This window comes from Psychrobacter sp. L7 (assembly GCF_002810365.1).
Lineage (GTDB): Bacteria > Pseudomonadota > Gammaproteobacteria > Pseudomonadales > Moraxellaceae > Psychrobacter > Psychrobacter celer.
Map to the genome: position 1 here is coordinate 79,578 of NZ_NEXR01000009.1, position 13,747 is coordinate 93,324.

At 48.7% G+C, this 13,747-nt stretch carries 10 protein-coding genes; 4 read left to right on the forward strand and 6 right to left on the reverse strand.

Translation table 11 applies throughout. The features are described 5' to 3' along the window. The first annotated feature begins 99 nt into the window (after positions 1-99). Positions 100-978: a 5-formyltetrahydrofolate cyclo-ligase gene (locus CAP50_RS09380; protein WP_241900727.1), complete on the forward strand. Its 879-nt coding sequence runs from the start codon at positions 100-102 to the stop codon at positions 976-978. A gap of 181 nt (positions 979-1,159) precedes the next feature. Here CAP50_RS09380 and CAP50_RS09385 read toward each other — a convergent pair whose 3' ends face one another. Then, positions 1,160-2,521, reverse strand: a complete 1,362-nt coding sequence (locus tag CAP50_RS09385) for a Na+/H+ antiporter family protein (RefSeq protein WP_100749818.1) — start codon at positions 2,519-2,521, stop codon at positions 1,160-1,162. Between the two features lie 296 nt (positions 2,522-2,817). Between CAP50_RS09385 and lon the strand changes: the two genes are divergently transcribed. Then, entirely contained in the window at positions 2,818-5,379 is a 2,562-nt protein-coding gene (gene lon / locus CAP50_RS09390; RefSeq protein WP_241900728.1) for an endopeptidase La, read from the forward strand. A gap of 301 nt (positions 5,380-5,680) precedes the next feature. Further along, positions 5,681-6,238, forward strand: a complete 558-nt coding sequence (locus CAP50_RS09395) for a superoxide dismutase family protein (protein ID WP_075100559.1) — start codon at positions 5,681-5,683, stop codon at positions 6,236-6,238. Positions 6,239-6,423: 185 nt separating this feature from the next. On the opposite strand, the gene topA is transcribed toward CAP50_RS09395, so the two are convergent. Together topA and CAP50_RS09405 are read right to left on the reverse strand one after the other, a co-directional pair. Next, entirely contained in the window at positions 6,424-9,093 is a 2,670-nt protein-coding gene (gene topA / locus CAP50_RS09400; RefSeq protein WP_100749819.1) for a type I DNA topoisomerase, read from the reverse strand. A gap of 274 nt (positions 9,094-9,367) precedes the next feature. Beyond that, positions 9,368-9,958 (reverse strand): hypothetical protein, encoded by a 591-nt coding sequence (locus CAP50_RS09405; RefSeq protein WP_100749820.1) that lies wholly within the window; start codon positions 9,956-9,958, stop codon positions 9,368-9,370. Positions 9,959-10,255: 297 nt separating this feature from the next. On the opposite strand from CAP50_RS09405, the gene CAP50_RS09410 reads away from it, so the two are divergent. Beyond that, positions 10,256-10,828 carry a DUF2799 domain-containing protein gene (locus CAP50_RS09410; RefSeq protein WP_241900729.1) on the forward strand — a complete coding sequence of 191 codons (573 nt, stop codon included), beginning with the start codon at positions 10,256-10,258 and terminating at the stop codon, positions 10,826-10,828. A gap of 208 nt (positions 10,829-11,036) precedes the next feature. On the opposite strand, the gene CAP50_RS09415 is transcribed toward CAP50_RS09410, so the two are convergent. The 3 genes from CAP50_RS09415 to CAP50_RS09425 form a co-directional block, all read right to left on the reverse strand. After that, positions 11,037-11,438 (reverse strand): ExbD/TolR family protein, encoded by a 402-nt coding sequence (locus CAP50_RS09415; protein WP_100749821.1) that lies wholly within the window; start codon positions 11,436-11,438, stop codon positions 11,037-11,039. 82 nt (positions 11,439-11,520) lie between these two features. Continuing rightward, positions 11,521-12,198, reverse strand: a complete 678-nt coding sequence (locus CAP50_RS09420) for a MotA/TolQ/ExbB proton channel family protein (protein WP_100749822.1) — start codon at positions 12,196-12,198, stop codon at positions 11,521-11,523. A gap of 129 nt (positions 12,199-12,327) precedes the next feature. Continuing rightward, entirely contained in the window at positions 12,328-13,272 is a 945-nt protein-coding gene (locus tag CAP50_RS09425) for an energy transducer TonB (RefSeq protein ID WP_100749823.1), read from the reverse strand. Positions 13,273-13,747 lie beyond the last annotated feature (475 nt).

Sequence of the window (13,747 nt, forward strand, 5' to 3'; positions counted from 1 at the left end):
ATGTCCAAAAGCACCAGCCAACACCCTTCTGCCACGACAGCGCCTAAAGCATTACTTCAGTCATCATCTAAGGGCGCTGACGTAAAAATAAAGGATAAAATGACAGCTACTATTGTCAATCCATCCAGACGACAATTTACCCGCCAGCGTCGCCAGTTAAGTGCAGGCGAACGCAGACAATACGCGCGCATGGCAAGTTTGCATTTACCCAAACTCCAGCAGCGACTACCACCGTGCGCGCGTATTGGCTTATATTACGATGGCTTTGGTGAGCTGCCCACTCAGCCACTGCTTAACTGGTGTAAGCGCCTAGGTTATTTGCCGTATTTGCCAGTGGTCGGCTCGCTCGGTCGTGATGCTACGGGTAATGTTGATAAACACCTGCGTTTTGTGCCGATTTATCATTCTAAATGGGTAAACGTACCGACACGGATTCATAGTCTGGGTATGAAGCAAAATCATCATCGCAGGTTACGCTGGGCACGAGAGTTAGACGTCATTATCTGTCCACTAGTGGCAGTGGATAAACGTGGCAATCGTATGGGTATGGGCGGTGGTTTTTATGATACAACACTTGCTAGAAGCCATCAGGCAGGGTTGAAAAAGCCGTTAAAAATTGGCTGGTGCTACGATTTTCAAGTGGTCGAGCAGCTAGCGCGTCAGCCTTGGGATGTGCCGTTAGATGGCCTGCTAACGCCAAGTGGTATAAGGTGGTTTCAACCTAATCTTATTAATAAGGCTGAGCAAGAAGCCTCTAGCGCTGATACCGTTGATACGTATCTAAAAGCGTTAGGAAGTGATGACAAAAGAGAAATACTTTACTACAGTCAAGAACAATCCTTTGGCTCTGATGAATTGGCTAATGTCATTAATGAGGCGCGTTTGAATGCGTTGCTGGCGCAAAGTGATGCGTTTTTGGCTAGTTTAACTGGTGAGATTGAGGATTTTGATGAGGGTGGTAATACCAGTGAAAAATGATTTATATCGAACAACAAACTACAGGGTATGCTTAGCACATCGCTGATAATTACAGCGCTATTCTTAGTGCGCTAAGCAACTGAGAAAAATGTAAACCAAACCCTTATAAAAAGCCAAAAAGGCGGATGATTATCAAATCACTCGCCTTTTTTGATTTGGTAATAGCCGTTTAGAGTATTGTCTAAAGCACCATCGCTGCAATCCAACCAAAGGCCAATAGTGGGATATTGTAATGCAAAAAGGTCGGCACCACGCTGTCTTTGATATGGTCGTGTTGGCCATCGATATTCAGGCCAGAGGTCGGCCCGAGTGTCGAATCTGAGGCAGGCGAGCCTGCATCACCAAGCGCGCCAGCCGTACCGATAATCGCCACGGTGGCGAGCGGTGAAAACCCTAGAGAGATACAGAGCGGCACATAGATCGCGGCCAAAATAGGGATGGTCGAAAACGATGAGCCAATCCCCATGGTCACCACTAGCCCAATGAGCAGCATAATAAAGGCGGCAATGGCCTTGTTACCTGCGAACAACGACGCCGCGCCATCGACCAACGGCTGAATCTGCTCCGTCGCTTTCATAACCTCAGCAAAGCCTTGCGCGGTAATCATGATAAAGCCAATCATCGCCATCAGCTTGATACCATCATTAAACACCGTATCGGCATCACGCCATTTGACCACACCGGTCGCCATAAAGACTCCAAAGCCAAACATCGAGCCGAGCAGCAACGAGTCGGTATAAAGCTGCACCACAAAGGCGGTGACAATAGCCGCTAGCGCCACTAGGGTTTTGAGCTTACTTTGTGTCTTAGCGCCAGCAGCGGTTTTGCTCAAGGCATCATTGGCCACCACGGCATCGTGCGCTTCTTTATCTACTGCGACTTGCTGATAGTCACGCGGCTTACGATAACTGATAAATATCGCTGTTAATAAGCCGACCAGCATCCCTGTCGCCGGAATGGCCATCGCTTGTACAACTGAAATATCGGCGACATCGATGCCCGCTTCTCCAACGTTTTTTAGCATGATTTGATTGAGATAAATATCACCAAAACCATAAGGGATAAACATATAAGTGGTGACCAGACCAAAGGTCAACAGGCACGCGATCAGACGGCGATCTATCTGCATACGGTTGAACGCCAGCAGCAATGGCGGCACCAGCAGCGGGATAAAAGCGATATGAATAGGGATTAGGTTTTGGCTAAAGCAGCTCATCATCACCAAGCCGGCAAACAGCAGATACTTAATCATCGCGCTGGTGCCACCAGCATCGATACGCTTGATGACTGCCCCTGCAAGTGACTGCGGCAATCCAGAGTGGGCAATCGCCACGGCAAAAGCCCCAAGCAGCGCATAGGACAGCGCGATTTGCGCGCCATTGCGGATGCCTTCTTGAAAGGCATTGAGGGTATCGGTCATACCCAGACCTGCGATGAGCCCACCTGCCAGCGCGCCGATTAACAAACTCAGTACCACGTGTACCCGCGCCAAAGATAGCCCTAGCATGATGACTACCGCCAACAGCACTGCATTGATGGTCATATTCTCGCCCCTTACCCTATGTTTTTAGCCTTATGATGGCGCTTTTGCGTTTTACCCGCTCTGCCTTATAGATAGCTTCGACTGCCGATTGCGGCTAAGACGCGCGCTATTTTACCTGATTTTACTCACAAAACCCACGCGTAGAACCCCGCAGACAAATAAAACCAAGCAAATAAAGAGACAATATCCTCGTTTCTGTTGGCAATAGAGCCTTGCAATTTTGTATAGCAGCACCATTTATCTAAACATGAACCACGAACTTGACTTTACAAGTCTGGTGAACGAGGAAGGAATATATGAGCGAACACAATATTGATCAAGACAATATCGACATCGATGTCGACGTTTCGACCGCAGCCACTGACGGCGATACGCCAAACGATACCCAAGAGAGTATCGCGGCGACCGCAGATCCAGCAAAAGAGCATCACGATAAACCGGCAGAAGCATATTTGCCGCTATTGGCGCTGCGTGATGTGGTGGTCTATCCGCACATGCAAATCGCCCTATTTGTCGGCCGCGCACCCTCCGTTAAAGCCGTCGAATTGGCGCAGGCGGAGTATGGCAACAAAGTACTGGTCGTGGCACAAAAAGACTCACTCACCGAAGACATTGATCAAGACAACTTGTATCAATACGGTACCGTGTGCCGCATCGTCAGCACCATGCCGCATGACAGCGACGAGAGCTGCATTAAAGTGCTGATCGAAGGTCAGTACCGTGCGCGTGTCGATACGATCGAAAACCATGATGCGCTAATGATGGCACGGTTTGAACGCGCTGACCTTGATGTAGCGATGGATGAGAGCCAGCAAAAAAACACCATTCAAGCGCTGACCACCCTGTTTGAGAGCTATGCGGATGCGCGCTTACGTAATGCGCGTGAGCTGACGCGCGTGGCGGGGCGTATCGACGACCTATTGGAGTTGGTCTATTTTATCTCGACCCGCGTATCGATGGATTTAGAGATCAAGCAATCGTTTTTAGAAAAAGACGATATCAAAACCCATATCAATACCTTGACCGAATATCTCGTCAAGCAAAGCGCGGAACAAAACATCGAGCAAGATATCCAAGAAGCCGTGCGTCAGCAGATGGAAGATAACCAGCGCGAGTACTTCTTAAACGAGAAGATGAAAGCGATCAAAAACGAGCTATCAGATCTCAATGATGGCGCGTTTGATGGTGAAGATGATGTCGCTGAGCTAGAGCAGCGTCTAGAAGATGCTGACTTGCCAGAAGATGTGCGCAAAAAAGCCGAGCAAGAGCTAAAAAAACTTAAAATGATGCCGCCTGCATCGAGTGAATCATCAGTGGTGCGCAACTATATTGAGTGGATTTTGGACACGCCGTGGAACGCCACGACCAAGGTTTCGATCAATCTTGATAAAGCCAAAACGGTGCTGGACGAAGATCATTACGGCTTGCAAGATGTCAAAGACCGCATCTTAGAGTACCTCGCTGTCCAATCACGAGTGAAAAAACTTCGCGGCCCGATTTTGTGCTTAGTCGGACCTCCGGGTGTTGGTAAAACCTCGTTGGGTGAGTCGATTGCACGTGCAACGGGTCGTAAGTTCGTGCGTATGGCGCTTGGCGGCGTGCGTGACGAAGCAGAAATCCGTGGTCATCGCCGTACTTATATCGGTGCGATGCCGGGTAAAATCGTCCAGTCATTGGCCAAAGTCGAAGTCAAAAACCCGCTATTTTTACTCGATGAAATCGATAAAATGGCGCAAGACTTCCGCGGCGATCCAGCGTCAGCCTTGCTTGAAGTGCTAGATCCATCACAGAACGATACCTTTAACGACCATTATCTCGATATGGACTTAGATTTATCGCAAGTGATGTTTATCTGTACGGCCAACAGCATGGATATCCCGCCTGCCCTGCTGGACCGTATGGAAGTCATTCGTCTACCGGGTTATACCGAAGAAGAAAAGGTCAACATCGCGCAGAAATACCTTGTACCAAAAGCCATTAAGCAAAATGGCCTCAAAGAAGGCGAGATTGAGATTGTCGAAGCGGCATTGCATAGCATCGTGCGTAGCTATACGCGTGAAGCCGGTGTGCGTAACCTTGAACGTGAAGTCAATAAAATCTGCCGCAAAGTGGTACGCGGCTCGGTCGAAACCCATGGCGCCCGCGCTCCGAAAAAAGCAGAGCGTCAGCTGGTGGTGGTCGATGACAAAAACATCGATGACTATCTAGGCGTCCATCAGTACGACTATGGTCTGGCAGAAGAAGAGCCTGAGATCGGCCGCGTGACGGGACTTGCTTGGACACAAGTTGGCGGTGAGCTACTGACTATCGAAGCGGTAGCCATGAAAGGCAAAGGTGAGCTGAGCTTTACCGGATCGCTTGGTGACGTGATGAAAGAGTCGATCCGTGCGGCCATGAGTGTGGTACGGGCGCGTGGCGACAGCCTAGGTATCGACTACGAGACCGTCAAAACCACTGATATCCACGTGCATATGCCAGAAGGCGCGACGCCAAAAGACGGCCCATCGGCTGGTGGTGCGCTGACCACAGCGCTGGTCTCTGCCTTAACTGGCATTGCCATTCGCCCGGATATTGCCATGACAGGCGAGATTACCTTGCGCGGTAAAATCTTACGCATCGGCGGTCTAAAAGAAAAGCTACTGGCTGCGCATCGCGGTGGCATCAAGCATGTGTTGATTCCAGAGAGTAACGAGCGCGACCTAGCTGATATCCCCGACAACGTCAAAGAAGGCTTGACCATTCAGCCAGTGGCGACAATTGATGAGATATTAAAAGTAGCGCTGGTCAGTATGCCAGTGCCGCTTAAGCCTGCCAAAGTAACGGTCGATAAAACCTCTGGCAAAGCGCTACATAACTGATTTGATTGGTTATGAATCCAGCCTGATAAAAAAGCCGCTCATCATCATGATGGGCGGTTTTTTTGCCTCATGCTTTTTAAACCCATACGATACTTACATTTATTAACCGATTGTTGCGCATTTGATGAATAACTATATTTAATGCTTGGCTATACTGATTGCGACATTAAGCAATGCTTGAGTAATTAAGCAGTGTTTGAGGACAGTTTTTGAGTACAGTGTTTAAATACTCAGAAAACATGAGTACTTTTAGAAAACAATAGACATTCATCACAACGAATAAATATAAATGGAGAGAATAATGAATAAGACAATGCTTGCAAGTGCGCTACTATGTGGTTCGGCTCTTGCCATGACTGGCTGTCAAACGGTCGAAGGTCAAATGCAAACAGGCAATCCTGTCAATCAGCCAGCACTAAAATCTACCATCAAAGCCGTCGCTGGTAACCAAAACGAAGTCGGACAAGTATTCTTACGTCCAGTAGATGGCGGCGTACAGGTGTATGGTAAGCTGATGAACTTGCAGCCTGGTAAGACCGTATCGCTTCATATTCACGAGACAGGCAGCTGTGCCAATATGGGTAAAGCAGCAGGCGGTCACTTTAATCCAGACAACAAACCGCACTCAAACCCTGATGACATGAATGGCCATGCAGGCGACCTGCCTAACTTGACAGCAAACGAAGATGGCGTTGCTACCATCAACTACGTCAACAAAAAAATCTCTGCGGCAGAAGCTGGCAAATACAGTGTCAACCGCTTAGCCTTTATCGTGCATAGTGGGGTTGATGATTATACCAGTCAGCCTGCGGGTAATGCAGGTGATCGTGTGGCATGTGGTATCATCGAAAAGACCTAATCGCAGTAGTTCGGTCGTAAAACATAGCCGTTCGCTAATAAAAAACCTCTTAGATCATCTAAGAGGTTTTTTTATGGACATTAACATCGCAAGGTATGATCGAATCCAAATAAATCAGATACGCGGCTATCAGGTCGCTCACTGTATCGGTATCGAAGATTGGCTATCGTTTGGACTGATATTGATTACTCCTCAACCCACTCGCCATTACGCCAGTACACACCCCAACGCGTGGCTTTGCCGTTTTTTTCAGAGCCGATGTATTGCTCTTTTTTCTTACGTGACCAACGCAGTATCGTTGGATTGCCATCTGGATCTTCATCTGGCCCGTCAAACAGATACTGGAACTTATCTTCCATCTTATCCTTGATAGGTCGCAGTTCAGCCAGCTTGGGCGCACGGGTTTCGCGCACTTTTGGAAACTTTGAGGCGGCGAGGAACATGCCTGCAGCGCCTTCACGCAAGATAAAATAGTCATCATGCTTGGTTGATTTAAGCTCTGGCAGATGAATCGGATCCATACGCGGCGGTGCAGCTTCACCGGTTTTTAGCACTTTGCGGGTGTTGTCGCACTGCTGACAGGCAAAGTAAGGGCCAAAGCGTCCGGTCTTTAGCTCCATTTGTCCATCGCACTTATCACAATCAATGGTTGGCGCATCTGAGCCTGGGACTTCAAACTTACCTTCTTCTAAGATATAACCGTCGCAGTCAGGATTGTTACCGCAGATATGCAGTTTCAGGCCGCCATCGACGATATAGCCGTTCATCGCTGTACCACATTTGGGGCAGCGTTTTTTCTCCATCAGGTCTTTGACTTCCGCCACTTCATCGGCCGCGTCGCTTTCATCAAGATTGGCAAAAGCTTCGACTGGCATCAAGTTTTTGGTGCCTTTGCAGCGCTCTTTTGGCGGTAAGTTATAACCTGTACAGCCTAAAAACACCCCCGTCGAGCCGGTACGCAGCTGCATCGGACGCGAGCATATATCGCAGTGCACGTCTGGCACATCGGTCGGGTCATTGGGGCGCATGCCGTCTTTTTCTTTGGCGCGCTCGAGCGTCTTTTTAAAGTCGCCATAAAAGTTATCTAGCACATCTTTCCAGTCTTGATCGCCTTCTGCGACGTGATCTAGCTTGTCCTCTAACGCGGCAGTAAAGGTATAGTCCATTAAGTCTGGGAAGCTTGCGGTCAATCTATCGGTGACGATATCACCCATTTTTTCGGCAAACAAGCGCTTGTTTTCGAGCTTGACATAGCCGCGGTCTTGAATGGTGGAGATGATAGAGGCATATGTCGATGGACGGCCGATGCCTTTTTTCTCCAGCTCTTTGACAAGGCTGGCCTCTGTATAGCGCGGTGGCGGCTTGGTAAAGTGCTGGCTTGGGTCGAGCTTATCTAGGGTCAACTGATCGCCTTTTTTGACATCAGGCAGTAGCGTATCGTCCGTCTTGGCAGGCGGCATGACTTTGGTATAGCCATCAAACACCATGGTACGGCCGCGGGCTTTTAGCTCGATATCGCTTGCCGCCACAAATAAATTCACCGATAGATACTTTGCTGGCAGCATCTGACAGGCGACGAACTGACGCCAAATCAGCTCGTACAGACGTATGGCATCGCGCTCAACGCCTTTGAGCTGGGTGGATTTCATATGGACATTAGATGGGCGAATCGCCTCATGCGCCTCTTGTGCGCCTTGTTTGTTGCCATAAAAATTTGGTTTTTCTGGCACATATTTATCGCCATAGCTGTCTTCGATATAGCCACGCACAGCTGCCAAGGCATCACCAGACAAAAAAGTCGAGTCGGTACGCATATAGGTAATGTGCCCCGCCTCATACAGGCGCTGCGCCAAAATCATGGTCTTCTTCACTGAAAACCCTAAGCGTGTGCTGGCCGCTTGCTGCAAGGTCGAGGTGATAAACGGCGCACTCGGACGCGACTGCGTGGGTTTTTCCTCACGCTCTTTGACGATAAAATCGCTAGTTTTGAGTACTGCTAAGACTTTATCGGTCTGCTCTTTATTGACCAGCTTAAGCGTTTTGCCGCCTTGTTTGGTCGCCTCTAGGCGAATCGAGCTTTGTTCAGCATCTGTCGGTGCTTTGGCATTATTAGCAGTAACGTGGGTATCGGCATGAATTTGCCAGTATTCTTCTGGAATAAAAGCGCGAATCTCATGCTCACGCTCGACCACCAAGCGCATCGCAACCGACTGCACACGGCCCGCCGACAGACCACGTGCGATTTTTTGCCATAGCAGCGGCGATACCATAAAGCCGACGACACGGTCTAAAAAGCGCCGCGCTTGCTGGGCATTGACACGGTCGATATCGAGCTTTGATGGCTCTTTAAACGCATTTTGAATGGCGGATTTGGTAATCTCATTAAAAACCACACGCTGGTATTTGCTATCAGGGCCGCCGATGACTTCTTTTAGATGCCAAGCGATGGCTTCCCCTTCTCTATCCATATCCGTGGCCAGATAAATTTTGTCAGCGTCTTTGGCCAGTGCTTTTAGCTCTTTGATGACTTTGGTTTTGTTTGGCAGCACTTCATAGACGGCCGCCCAGTCATGCTCTGGATCGACACCCATACGGCGCACCAGTGCTTGCTGCGCTTTTTCTTCTTTGCTCAGCGTCTCATCTTTTTTGGCAGCGGTTGTCTTTTTTGCACTTTTACTGGCACTAACGGGCAAATCACGGACATGACCGATACTTGAGCGTACGATAAAGTCGTCACCAAGGTATTTATTAATGGTTTTTGCTTTGGCGGGTGACTCGACAATCACCAACGACTTGCCTTTTTTTGGGCTATCGGTCGCGGATGCTGGAGTTTTTTTGGTTGTGGTTTTTGCCATATGTGACGACACCATAATATAAGTAGATGAAAAGTAGGTTTAAATTCAGCAGCATGGCAATTTATGGTAGCTAAGTATATTCGCTCAGCGATTTATTGTAGTAATGGCTGCCAATAAAAACGGTTATGAAACAAACACTAACCATAATACAAAGCGCACGTTATAAAGACGTTACACTGCTAAGTATTAAGCTGTCAACTGCAAATGACTGAGAGTTTGCCAAAAGTGCTTGCATATTGCTATTAAATGGAGACGAAAAATTGCTTTACCAGCTTTAGGGATTTTTTTGCATTTGTCGCGCCCATTTGTCTAGGTTTGCCTTTAGGGCCAATAGATCAGTCTCAATCATTTTTTGTCGATAGGCGGGGTTGGTCGCTGGACGCACATAGGCGATATCTTCCCAGTAAATCACGATGCTATTGGCTTTGGTCAACAGCCCTTTGACAAAAGGCTCGATGCTCGCAGGCAAGTCCAGCGGCGCTTTATCCAAAGCAAAGTTGGCCGGTTTGATGACAGGCTTGCTATGAGTCGCGCGAATCGCACTTGGCACCACAAGCTTGCTGTCATCTGCACTCGTATCGACAAAGCTACTATCTGGTCGCCACTGTCCATCAATCACCTGATAGCGCGCATGGGGCAGCTGGATATCGTCCAGTATGAGGCAGTACTGCCCAAGCATGCCGCGGCCATACTCGTTGTCACGGCCTTTGATCCAATCAGGGCAACTGACCAGCTTTGGGTTGAGCTGCAAGCGGCGTGCTGTCATGCGCAGCTTATCCAAGCGCTGATCAATACCGTTCGGTTTGAGCGCCATCATACTCCCTAACACAAATAGTACAATGATAACGCCGATCAATATTCCCATGATGGTCTGGCCTTTTGACTAAAAACAATGATATGAAAAATATAACGCTCACCACTGGCGGCTAAAAAGCGCGCGGATAGACACTTATAATGCGTATCAACGCCTAAAAATCAAGCAAGCCATACACAATAGTCGCAAATGCTTGTAGCGCGCCTCCGTGCTATCATTCTTATGGATTCACTGGTATATCAATTACTTATCGATATACAAAAACACCAATACTCACAAGATACAAAAAGCTGGCGGCGCTAAAAGGTGCTATGATAAACCATAATTTTAAACGCGCGCAGGTTTATTATGAATTATCTTCTTCAGCAAAACTCATCGAGCAACGCATCACGCTGCAAAGTCGCCACGCTAGCAAGCGATATACAAACCAGTCGATGCGGTATACAAAAAAGCCGAGCAAGCCTGAGCTTGGCGATGATAGGTACGGCCGTGCTACTACTATCAGGCTGCGCCACGACTCAGAGTCTAACGCCGCAGCAGTGTCAAGCCAGCAATTGGCAGGAGGTCGGCTACGCAGATGGTATCCGTGGTCGCTCTGGCGCGTACTTTGGACACTATACCAATCAATGCGCAAGCGTCGGCGGGGCGATGCCCAATCGCATCCAATGGGAGCAAGGACGCCAGCAAGGCCTAAAAACCTACTGCACCGAGCTCAACGCCTATAAGTTGGGCCGCGAAGGCTACGACTGGCAGCCTGTTTGTCCGTTGGAGGGCATTGAAAAGCTAGAAGAAGCCTACTCGCAAGGGCGCTACTATTATATTCGTCAGCGCGACCTCGACTATCTGCGCACGCCTTATCCATTCGGCTATGGGTCTGGACGCTTGGGCTATGGTTATCGTCCTTTTGGTTACGCTTGGTAATAGGGTCTACCAAACCCAAAATAAAGGAAACCTCGCAAGGTTACCCGAGCGAGGCTGGAGAAAGCATTTATTATTTTGATTTTTCTTATTGTTGTTTTGGTGGTTTTTCTGTTGATCGGCGCGCTGCTACTTTTTGCCACTCTGCTGCTATAACTGCCCGTTTACTCGCACTTTATACCGCCTACTTTATATGACCTACTTTATTAGGCTACTCATTGACAAAGGCTATCTTGGTCAGTCCTGCTTGGCTAGCGGCGGCCAGTACTTGCGCCACGGTATCGTACTTGCTGTCTTTGTCAGCGCGTAGCTGCACCGAAGGGTCCTCGCCTGTTGCACTTTTCTCTTGTAGCTTTGCCTCTAGCGTCTCCATACTAATTGGATCGCTGTCCCAAAATATGCCCGCGTCTTTATCGATGCTGATTTGAATGGCTTTTGGTGGCGGCTCAGTGACTGCTGCGCTGGTTTTTGGCAAGTCCAATGGCACCGCTGGATTGAGCACCGTCGCCGTCAATAAAAATATAATCATCAAGACCAGCATGATATCAATCAGCGGAATGAGGTTCATCTCATTCATACTCTGACTATCATCATCACCCAGTTGAAATGCCATAACTATCCTCAATACGTTTGGTTATTGATGCACCGTTTGTACTCGTTTGGCGCCCTGCTGCCCCTTTATGCCCCAGCAGCGACTAGCCCTGCGATGGCGCTGAGCTGCGATAGTGCGTGGCGTGTGGCGCATCTCTTTGGGCGATCTGCTGATCTTTTGCGGCCTGAGTCGCAGTGACAGTGCTAGGACGGCTATTGGTCGCTACCTGCTTAGCAGATGTCGCCAACAAATCATGGGCGCGGTCATTGGCATGGTACATTACTCGGCGATTGATACGTACTGAGAGGTTATAAAACACCACCGCTGGGATGGCAACCGCGATGCCAAGGCCTGTCATAATCAGCGCCTCACCGACAGGCCCTGCCACTTGTCCGAGTCCTGCCTGTCCGGTCATGCCGATATTGTGCAGCGCATGAAAGATGCCCCATACCGTCCCAAACAGCCCGATAAAGGGCGCAATCGCAGCGGTCGTGCCAAGGATAGGCAGGCCGCGCTCACTGGCAAAGCGGTAGCGGCCGATATGCTTGAGCAATGTCTGCTCGGTGACTAGGCGACGCTGCGCGGTGTCACAGCCGGCCAGCTCAGGCTGCTTAGCGGTAATCTGCTGACTCAAATCGTCTGCGACAGTAGCGGCCAGTTTGCGGCTTTGTAGTACGCGAATAATCCCCGTTACCCAAGAGACGACAGACAAGATAAGTAGCAAAAAAAACAAGGTTTTGGTCACCATGTCGCTGATTTGCCAGTAGTGCATAAAGTCCATGCCAGACTCCTTAATGTTTAATATCATCCTATGATAGCGCGGCGTATATCACAGCTAGCCTTATCATAAAGAATCATAAAATTATAAATATTTTTTAAAATTAATGAGATGAATTCAATAAAATGCGCGCTAAGGTACAGCGTAGCTAACTGTTAGTGTTACATTGCCCACCACGGGCACGCCGTTTTGTGTAAAGGGTGTAAACTTGCCAGAGCGAACTTGACGCTGCGCTGCATTATCCACACTTGGATTGCCTGACGGCTGCGACACTCGCACACTATCAATGCCGCCTTGCTTGTTGACCCTCAACACCAACACCACATTAAACGTATCGCCTGATTGAGCATTTCGAGCAGCACGCCTAGGAAAGCTCCATCTCGGCGGCGATGCCCAATCAGCATTACTGGCAGTAAAGTTCACTGGCGTATTGCTTGCTGCAGCTTTTGCTTGAGCGGCTCTTTGCGCGGCTTGCTGGGCAGCCAGTGCTTCTGCTTTTTCTCTAGCCGCTTTCTCTGCCGCCAACCTCTCAGCCTCTTGCGCTGCTGCTCTATCACGGGCTTCTTGCTCAGCCTTCTGCTGTTCTTGCTCCTTTATACGACGCTCCTCAGTTCTGCGACGCTCCTCAGTTCTGCGTTGTTCATCAGCCGCGTGGGTATCGACTTTAGGCTCAGCTGCCGGTGTTTTTGGCGCTTCTGTCTTGATGATGTCAGGCTGCTTTTCTATTACTTCTTTAGGCGGCGTTGCTTTCTTTGGTGGCGTTGCTTTAGGCGGTTTTTCTTTGATAACCGGCTCTTTGATCGGTTTTGGTTGAGCCTTGACGGTAGGCACGGCTTTAGGTTTTGGCGGCGCTGGCTGCACTTTTGGCGCCTCTTGCTCTACCACGGCGACAGGCTCTTTTTGCAAAGTCACCATTTCTATCTCAATGGGCGGCGTTTGAATTTTTGCTTCTACTGGTTTTTCAGGCGCTTTCATCGCTACGAGCGCGGCGACAGTCAAGGCATGAAGGCCGACGACGACCACGACAGCGGCGAGCGTCAGTTTGGGAGATGGCGCGTCTAAAATCGTTGAACTCATAACACTCTAATATTCAGTGACCGAGGTAGAATGGTGTAGATGATAGTGCAAACGATAATTATTATCAATAATAAATTGTGTTAATTTTATTAGCCAAAGCCTAAATCAGTCGTACCCGATAAAACAACGTGCTTGTTTTATTTGTAATTGGCAATAAGTTAATAAAAACCATTATCATTTATATTGATAATGAGTCTCAATTAATTTATCATGACCGATTATCTATCCGATAAGACCGCTTGAGTACACTTAACTTACAATATCAACATCAACGAGCGCTTGGATAGTGAATGTACGAACGATAATAATACCGCTGAGCATCGTCTTGCCTATCATCCTATGTGATACATCTGCAACCAGCTCTTTTTTTATATGAGCCGTGTGGTGACTGTGATGGTTTTCAGACCGTCATTGACATTTTACAAGCTGACTACGTTGTCTCTACACCGCTCACCCAGCTGATTTACCGAGTTAT